Genomic DNA, 8,675 nt, shown 5'->3' with positions numbered 1-8,675 from the left:
GCGGGGCTCGTCCTCGCCGTCTTCGCCGTGGCCGCGCTGATCGTGCTGCCGTTCGCCGGCAGGGCGATCGTGCGGCGCGGCCCGCTGCCGGTCCTGCTCGCCGCTCTGGTCACGGCCGCACTGGGCGCGCTGAGCCTGGGGCTGGCTGGCGGCGCGGCGGCGGTGCTGCTGTCGGCGGCGGCCCTAGGCGCCGGGCAGGCCGTCATGCAGCCGGCTCTGGCGACGATGATCGTGGACTGCTCGACCGCGGAGACGCGGTCGCGGGCGTTCGCGATGCAGTTCTTCCTGCAGAACCTGGGGCTCGGGGTCGGTGGCCTCATAGGCGGTCACCTCGTCGACACCGCGCGCGTCTCCTCCTTCACCCTGCTCTTCGCGATCGAGGCGGCGGTGTTCCTGCTGCTGGCGGTGCTGATGTCGACGGTGCGGATGCCGCACGCCCCGCGCGTCGAGGATGCGCCGACACAGGCCGGGCAGTCGGCGAGGAGCAGCTGGCGGCAGCTGCTCGACAACCGCGCCATGGTGCAGCTGTGCGTGCTGGGCTTCGTGCTGTTCTTCGCCTGCTACGGACAGTTCGAGTCGGGTCTGAGCGCGTACGGCGTGCAGGCCGCCGGGATATCGACGTCGGACCTGGGAACGGCGCTGGCCGCGAACACGATGATGATCGTGGTGGCGCAGTTCGCCGTGCTGAGGTTCGTCGAGCGGAGGCGGCGGTCGCGGGTGATCGCGGCGGTGGGCGTGATCTGGGCCGTCGCCTGGGGCGCGGCGGCGTACGCGGGGCTCGGGCACGGCAGCCAGGTGATGGCGACGGCGGCTTTCGTGTCGACGTATGCGCTGTTCGGGCTGGGTGAGGCGATGCTGTCGCCGACGCTCGCGCCGCTGGTGGCCGACCTTGCCCCGGCGGGCATGGCGGGGCAGTACAACTCGGCCTTCGCCCTGGTGAAGCAGCTCGCGCTGGCGGTCGGGCCGGCGGTGGGCGGTCCGCTGGCGGCGTCGCTGCCGGGGCCGTACGTGGTGACGTTCCTGGTGTTCTCGCTGGGGATCAGCGTCCTGGCGGTCCGGTTGGGACGGGGGCTCACCGCCGCGCAGGACCGTCCGTGGGGCGCGCGGAGCCGGGTGGTGGCCCGCGGTGCAGCGGCCGCTCCGGCGGTGACCGCCGAGGCCTGAGCCTGCCGGGGACCACAGCAGCGGCCGTCGCCTTCGGGCGGCGGCCGCTGTGTCGTGTCGTACGGTCGCGGCTGCTACGACTGCTGCGCCTGCTTTCTCGGCAGGGTGAACTCGCACCACACCGTCTTTCCGCCGCCCGGCGTCCGGCGGGAGCCCCAGTTGGAGGCGATGGTCGCGACGATGGCGATGCCCCGGCCGGACTCGTCGGCCGGTTCGGCGCGGCGGCGCCGGGGCAGGTGGTCGTCGCCGTCGGTGACCTCGACGATGAGGCGGCGGTCGGTGCGGCGCAGCCGCAGGCGCATGGGCGGTGTGCCGTGCTGCAGCGAGTTGGCGACGAGTTCGCTGGCCGCGAGGACGCCGAGGTCGTGCAGTTCGGGCGGGAAGCGCCAGCTGGTCAGGACGCCGGAGGCGAAGGCACGCGCGCGGGGGGCCGCTTCCACTCCGCCGAGGAGCTCCAGCGCGGCGTTGCGGAAGAGTTCGCTGTCCGCGCCGGTGCGGGCGGGGTGCTGCAGGACGAGGACGGCCACGTCGTCGTCGTGGTCGGCCTGCACACCGGCCGAGCGGACCAGGCGGTCGCAGATGACCTGCGGGGTGCCAGTGGCGCCGGCCAGGGCACGCTCCAGGGACGTGATGCCCTCGTCGAGGTCCTCGTCCCGGCGTTCGACCAGACCGTCGGTGTAGAGCACCGCCGTGGCGCCGGGGCCGAGCGGGACCGAGCCGGAGGAGTGGATCCAGCCGCCGGTGCCGAGCGGCGGGCCGGTGGGTTCGTCGGCGCGCAGCACGGTGCCGTTCTCGTCGCGGACCAGGACCGGCAGGTGACCGGCGGAGGAGTACACCAGCCGGCCCTCGTTGGGGTCGTGGACGGCGTAGACGCAGGTCGCGATCTGGTTGGCGTCGATCTCGGCGGCGAGGCCGTCGAGGAGCTGGAGGACCTCGTGGGGCGGGAGGTCCATGCGGGCGTAGGCGCGGACGGCGGTGCGGAGTTGGCCCATGACGGCGGCGGCTCGCACTCCCCGGCCCATGACGTCGCCGATGACCAGTGCGGTACGGCCTCCGCCCAGGGTGATGACGTCGTACCAGTCGCCCCCGACGGCGGCTTCGGTGCCGCCGGGCTGGTAGGTGGCGGCGATGCGCAGGTCGTCGGGCTGCTCCAGTACCTGGGGCAGAAGGGAACGCTGGAGGGTGACCGCGGTCTCGCGCTGCCGGCGTTCGCTGGTGCGCAGGCGTTCGGCGGCCTCTGCGTGGTCGGTGACGTCGGTGGCGAAGACCAGGACTCCTGGGCCGGAGGTGCGGGTTTCGCCCCGGGCTTCGCTGACCGGGGTGCAGGTGAAGGTGTAGGAGCGGCCGTCGGGTGCCTTTCGGGACTTCAGGGTGCGGGGCCTGCCGCTGCGCAGGACCTGGTCCAGGAGCGGGAGCAGGCCCAGTTCGCGCAGCTCGGGGAGGGCGTCACGGGCGGGTTCGCCGAGGGGGCGGGCGCCGAAGGCCGCGGTGTAGGCGTCGTTGACGTAGGCGATGCGGTGGTCGCCGCCGTGGACGAGGGCGACGAGGGCCGGGACGTGGTCGAGGACTTCACGCGCGGAGAGTTCGTCGACCGCGGGCACGGGCGTCGTGTCGTCGGTCAGTTGTTCACCGCGGGCGGCCGGTACGGAGCCGTCGGCCCGCCGGTCCGCGGTGGCGAGTTCGGTCCGCGCTGCGGCGCGGCGCTGTGTGCCGGGGATTCCGGGGAGCCGGGCGCTCCAGCGCGTGAAGTTCACGAATCCTTGCCTCGTGTCTGTCGTCTCAGGCCGGCTCCGGGCCCGGCGGGGGGTGTGGGGCCGCGCGGCGGTGTCCGCACGTGGTCGCTGCCCCGGGGGGTGCGGCACAGCGGGAGTGCGTCGTGGGTGATCGGGGTGGACGGCTGCCCGCCTCCGGTCGTGGACCAGTCTGGCAGTGCGGCCGCGCAGCGCCGACATCCGTTGGACGCCGGGGCGTCCGCCGGAGTTCCTCGGTCAGGTCAGGACGACCCTTTCGGGTTGATGTTCGGGTCGAGGGGATGCTTTCCACCCGCGGCCAGTTCGAACTCCGCGCGGGGATGTTCCAGCGAACCGAGGGAGACGATCTCCCGTTTGAACAGACCTGCCAGGGTCCACTCGGCGAGCACCCGGGCCTTGCGGTTGACGGTGGGGACCCGGCTGAGGTGGTAGGCGCGGTGCATGAACCAGGCGGGATAGCCCCTCAGCTTGCGTCCGTAGACCTGGGCGACGCCCTTGTGCAGTCCGAGGGAGGCGACCGAACCGACGTACTTGTGCGCGTATGTCTGAAGGGGTTCGCCGCGCAGCGCGTGCGCGATGTTGTCGCCGAGGACCTTGGCCTGGCGCACCGCGTGCTGGGCGTTGGGGGCGGTGTTCGTGCCGGGCGCGGCGACGGTGACGTCGGGGACGGCCGCGGCGTCGCCCGCGGCCCAGACGTGCTCGACGCCCTCGACGGTCAGCTGGGCGGTGCACTTCAGCCGGCCGCGCTCGTCCAGCGGCAGGTCGGTGGCGGCCAGGAGCGGGTGCGGTTTGACGCCGGCGGTCCACACGACCGTACGGGTGGGGAAGCGCTGGCCGTCGCTGAGGACGGCGACACGGTCGGCGCACGATTCGAGGCGGGTCCCGAGAAGCACCTGGATGTTGCGGCGGCGCAGCTGGGTGACCGTGTAGCGGCCCATCTCCTCGCCGACCTCGGGCAGGATGCGGTCCGAGGCCTCTACGAGGATCCACTTCATGTCCTCGGGTTTGACGTTGTGGTAGTAGCGGGCGGCGTAGCGGGCCATGTCCTCCAGTTCGCCGAGCGCCTCCACGCCGGCGTACCCGCCGCCGACGAAGACGAAGGTGAGGGCGGCGTCGCGGACGGCGGGGTCGCGGGTGGAGGAGGCGATGTCCATCTGTTCGAGGACGTGGTTGCGCAGCCCGATGGCCTCCTCGACGGTCTTGAAGCCGATGCCGTAGTCGACGAGGCCGGGGATGGGCAGGGTCCGGGAGACGGAACCGGGGGCGAGAACGAGTTCGTCGTACGTCAGCTTCTCGGTGCCGCCCCGCTCCTCGGTGGCGAGCGTGGTGAGGGTGGCGGTGCGGACGGCGTGGTCGATGCTCGTGACCTCGCCGACGACGATGCGGCAGTGGTCGAGGACGCGGCGCAGCGGCACGACGACGTGCCGCGGCGAGATCGCACCGGCGGCCGCCTCGGGCAGGAACGGCTGATACGTCATATAGGGGTCGGGCGTGACGACGGTGATCTCGACCTCGCCCCGCCTGAGCTCCTGTTTCATCCGCTGCTGCAGGCGCAGGGCCGTGTACATCCCGACGTAGCCGCCGCCGACAACGAGAATGCGCGCACGTTCCTTCACCATCCCATGACGCACCCGTGACTGTCGTTTGTCCACAGCCCCGGCGAATTGTGTGACCGTGGGCCGGGGGCGCGCGCGGTTGGCCGAATCATCGGAGCACGAGGGAGCGGTGCAGGTCAGACGGCGTGGGGTGGGCCGTGGCAGGCACCGCAATCGGGACGTATACGGCCCGTACTCCGATCGGGGGGCGCTCTGTGCGGAACCTGCCCCTTCTGAATTGACTCCCGCTCAACTATGTTCGTGTGTCGACGGGGTGTAGGGGATGTGATCGAACGAGTCCGCGGGGTCCTGCTGGGGTCCCGGCGAACGGGCTCGGTCGCGCGCGATCCCTGTTCCGCACACCCCGGATTCAGCGGCGGGGAAAGTCTCCGGGGGGAGACGTCATTACCGGGGGATCACTCATGCACACTCAGGACACTCATTGGTCCACCGCGTCCGCTGTCGCACCCGGTGGCGGTGCGATGGGCGCGGCGGCGGGCGGCGGACGCGGTGAGGAGAGCCGGACGGTCCGGACGACACCGTTGCGCGTGGACGCACAGCGCAATCTCGAGCACGTGCTGCGGGCGGCGCGCGAGGTCTTCGGCGAGCTGGGCTATGGCGCGCCGATGGAGGACGTGGCGCGGCGCGCGCGGGTCGGCGTCGGCACCGTGTACCGGCGTTTCCCGAGCAAGGACGTCCTGGTGCGGCGGATAGCCGAGGAGGAGACCTCCCGGCTGACCGACCAGGCGCGGGCCGCGCTCGGTCAGGAGGACGAGCCGTGGTCGGCGCTGTCGCGGTTCCTGCGCACGTCGGTGGCGTCGGGTGCCGGGCGGCTGCTGCCGCCGCAGGTGCTGCGGGTCGGGGTCGTCGAGGACGGTGCCGACGGGGTGGCCGGGCCGGACGAGGCACGGGTGCCGCAGCAGCGGATCCAGTCGGGAGCGGGTGAGCTGCGGCTCGTGTCCGACGGGGCCAGGGCGCTCACGCCGGACACGGCGGACGACGACGCCGGGGCGGCGGCGCTGCTGGAGGTCGTGGGGCGGCTGGTGGATCGGGCACGCGCGGCGGGCGAGATGCGGCCGGACGTGTCGGTGTCGGACGTCCTGCTGGTCATCGCGACGGCGGCGCCCTCACTCCCGGACGCGGCGCAGCAGGCGGCGGCCTCCGCGCGACTGCTGGACATCCTGCTGGAGGGGTTGCGGTCGCGGCCGGCGTGACCCGGAGTCGGCGCGCGGCGACGGGAGGACGCCGTGCACCGATGGCGCCGTGCGGGGCGTGGGGAGTCTTCCCCCTGCGGGTGGATTCAAGTACCGCGTCGTGGCAAGTCCCCGCGGACGAGTGGAGGATCCTCACCGCCGAGTTCTGACCGACCGCCCTGTGACGGTCTGACCCGGTGACGGGGACGGCTGGGCTGACGGCGGGGTCTATCGGCGATGGGCACTGACGGACGGGGCGAGTCGCACGGCGACGGCGAGGCGGGCGCGGAAGGGCTGCGTCCGCCTCAGGTGCCGGGTCAGGGCCGGCCGGCCGGTGCCCCGCGCGGTGGCACACCCGCCCCTGACGGCCACCCGGCCGGGGATGCCGTGCCGTCGTCCGGGGGTGTCCCGGCCCAGCACGAGTGGCGCGAGGGCGGAGTTCTGCCCCCTCCGAGGGATCTTCCGCCGTCCGACGCCGAGCTCATCGGGCTGGTGCGCGGCGGCGACGACGCCGCGTACGAGGAGCTGTACCGGCGCCACGCCGACGCCGTGCGCCGCTACCCCTGCTCCTGCTGCCGCGACGCCCACACCGCCGACGACCTCACCGCCGAGGTGTTCGCCCGCATGCTGCAGGCGGTGCACGGCGGGTCTGGTCCCGAGCACGCCGTACGCCCCCGGTCGTCTACCAGTGGAGCGAGCTGGACCACGACGTCACCGGTGACGGCACCGGTCCCGGGATGCGGCCGGCCGGCAGCAGCTGGGTGTGGCGGCGACACGGCATGGCGATCGCCGGCAGGCGGTACGCGCTCGGGATGACCGTCCACGGCCCCTCCTCCGTCACCGTCGGCCTCAACCGCGCGTGCTCCGCCTACGACGCCCGGGTCGGCGTCGACGACCTGATGGCCGGGCTCGGCGAGGTCACTTTCTCCGTGTACGCCGACGGCGTCCGGCTGCGGAGTTCGAGGACGATCGCGAGCGGCGAAGAGGCCGTCCCGGTCCGTGTGAGCCTCGCCGGCCGCAGCACCGTACGGCTGGTCGTCGAGCCGTACCGCCCCTTCGACACCGTCACCCTCGCGGACTGGGCACAGTCACGGATCACGTGCGGTTGGGGCCTGTCCGGCGGATCACGCCGTAGACGCGGTTCACCGGTGGGTGCGGGTGTGGGCCCGTGCCGCTTCCGTGAGTTCGGCCAGGAGGTCGTCCACGGTGAGGGCGGCGCCGCGGCTGCGCTCGGCGGTGCAGCGGTCGGGGGTGAGGGCGGCGCGGGCGGTGGCCTCGATACGTTCGGCCTTCAGGCGCTCCGGCATGGGGCGGGGGCGGCCGTCGCGCCAGTGGTCGGCGGCGGCCAGCAGCCGCACCGCGCGCGGCAGGTCGCCGAGGTCGGCCAGCGGCTGGACGGCCAGGTCCACGAGCGCCGCCGTGACCACCTCCGAGCACCGCTGCTCGACGGCCGAGCGCAGCGCGTCGGCCAGCAGCGGCAGCCCGTGCTCGGGGCCGGACTCGCCGGCCGTGACCAGGGCGCCGACCGCGCGCAGCATCGCCTCGAACTGCGGGGGCGGGGTGCCGCGTTCGGTCTCGGCACGGGCTCCCTCCCACAGGCTGCGCGCACCGGCCACGTCGCCGTCGTCCAGGGCGATCTGCGCCCGCAGCAGCAGCACGAAGGCCCGCGAGTCCGACACCCTGTGCCGCTCGGCCGCCGCGCCGGCCTCGTCCAGGGCGGTCAGGGCACCGGCCCGGTCGCCGGAGCGGTAGGCGATCTCGGCGAGCCGCGCCTGGAGGAACGGCGCCTCCGCGTGCGCGCCCACCTCGTGGGCGAGACGCAGCGCCTCCTCGTACTCGCCGCGCGCTTCCTCGTACCTGCCGCGCGCCATGGCCGCCTCCCCGGTCGCGCTGCATACCTGGGCGCGCATCCAGCGGTCGCCCACGCGCCGGCTGAGCCGGCGCAGTTCCGCGAGGTCGTCGTCGACGCCGTGCAGGTTTCCGGGGGAGTCGACGACCATGTGGGTGCGGAACATGAGGGAGACGCCGATCTCCCAGTCCCCGCCGTGGGCACGGCAGTTGGCGACGGCCCTGTCCATGGCGGGCCGTATGTCGTCCGGGCCCCCCGCGTAGACGACGGTCAGCGGCCAGATGATGCCGGGCATGCGTGCCGCCCGGGGGCCGCCGCCCTCGAAGGCGGCCCGTACGCGGGCGACGTAGCGCTGGAACCGCTCCCCGCGCACCACGTCCAGCGGCTCGGACTCGGACGTCAGGAACAGGTGCAGCATCCGCAGGTCCATGCGCAGGGTGTGCAGCGGGTGGCATGTCTCGCCGTCCGGGGCGTCGAGGAGGGCGTCCACGGGGTCGACGGAGGCGGACAGCGCCCCAAGTCCCGGGCCGTCGCCGCCCGGGGCCTGTCCTTCCGGGGCGCCGCAGCCTTCGGCGACATCGCGTGCGGCGCCCAGGCGCAGAACGCGGTGGACCCACTCGGTGGCCTCCCGACGGTAGTTGCGCAGCCACCAGAACCAGCCCATGGCCAGCGCGAGTTCCCCCGCGTCCGCCTCGTCGCCGGCCGTGAGGGCGCGGTCGAGGGCCGCGCGGATGTTGTCCAGCTCGTTCTCCAGGCGGGCGATCCACGGCAGCTGCGCCGCCGACCGCAGCAGGGGGTCGGCCCTCTCGACGAGTGCGCGCACCCACCTACGGTGCCTGCGTTCGGCGGCGGCGCGCAGTCCGGGAACCTCGGCGGCGCGCTCGACGGCGTACTCGTGGATGGTCTCCAGCATCCGGTACCGCATGCCGTCGTCACCGTCGGCCGGGGTCGCGACGATCAGGGACTTGTCGACGAGAGCCCCGACCAGGTCCGCCGCGGGGCCGGTGCACACGGCCTCGGCGGCGGCGAGGTCCCAGCCGCCGGCGAAGACGGACACCTCGCGCAGCGCGGTCCGCTCCCGCTCGTCGAGCAGGTCCCAGGACCAGTCGACGACGGCCCGCAG

5 protein-coding genes and 1 pseudogene are annotated in these 8,675 nt (G+C 73.6%); 3 read left to right on the top strand and 3 right to left on the bottom strand.

The genetic code is table 11. The annotated features are described in order from the left end of the window. A partial coding sequence (locus BZY54_RS46980; protein WP_086731424.1) for an MFS transporter occupies positions 1-1,164 on the top strand: 1,164 nt, incomplete at its 5' end. A 74-nt stretch (positions 1,165-1,238) separates the two neighbouring features. Here the strand turns inward: BZY54_RS46980 and BZY54_RS46975 are convergent. Both BZY54_RS46975 and BZY54_RS46970 read right to left on the bottom strand, forming a co-directional pair. Then, positions 1,239-2,918 (bottom strand): ATP-binding SpoIIE family protein phosphatase, encoded by a 1,680-nt coding sequence (locus BZY54_RS46975; protein ID WP_086731423.1) that lies wholly within the window; start codon positions 2,916-2,918, stop codon positions 1,239-1,241. A 239-nt stretch (positions 2,919-3,157) separates the two neighbouring features. Next, positions 3,158-4,534: an NAD(P)/FAD-dependent oxidoreductase gene (locus BZY54_RS46970; protein WP_086731422.1), complete on the bottom strand. Its 1,377-nt coding sequence runs from the start codon at positions 4,532-4,534 to the stop codon at positions 3,158-3,160. 398 nt (positions 4,535-4,932) lie between these two features. On the opposite strand from BZY54_RS46970, the gene BZY54_RS46965 reads away from it, so the two are divergent. After that, positions 4,933-5,724 carry a TetR/AcrR family transcriptional regulator gene (locus tag BZY54_RS46965; RefSeq protein WP_086731421.1) on the top strand — a complete coding sequence of 264 codons (792 nt, stop codon included), beginning with the start codon at positions 4,933-4,935 and terminating at the stop codon, positions 5,722-5,724. A 216-nt stretch (positions 5,725-5,940) separates the two neighbouring features. Further along, positions 5,941-6,809: pseudogene (locus BZY54_RS46960) on the top strand (NPCBM/NEW2 domain-containing protein); the annotation flags it as partial. A gap of 36 nt (positions 6,810-6,845) precedes the next feature. On the opposite strand, the gene BZY54_RS46955 reads toward BZY54_RS46960, so the two are convergent. Then, positions 6,846-8,675, bottom strand: a 1,830-nt coding sequence (locus BZY54_RS46955; protein WP_425276394.1) for an ATP-binding protein, incomplete at its 5' end; no start/stop codon positions are given.

This window comes from Streptomyces carpinensis, assembly GCF_002154505.1.
Lineage (GTDB): Bacteria > Actinomycetota > Actinomycetes > Streptomycetales > Streptomycetaceae > Streptomyces > Streptomyces carpinensis.
The sequence above is the reverse complement of the archived record's forward strand: the minus strand, read 5'-3'. Positions and strand labels throughout refer to the sequence as shown.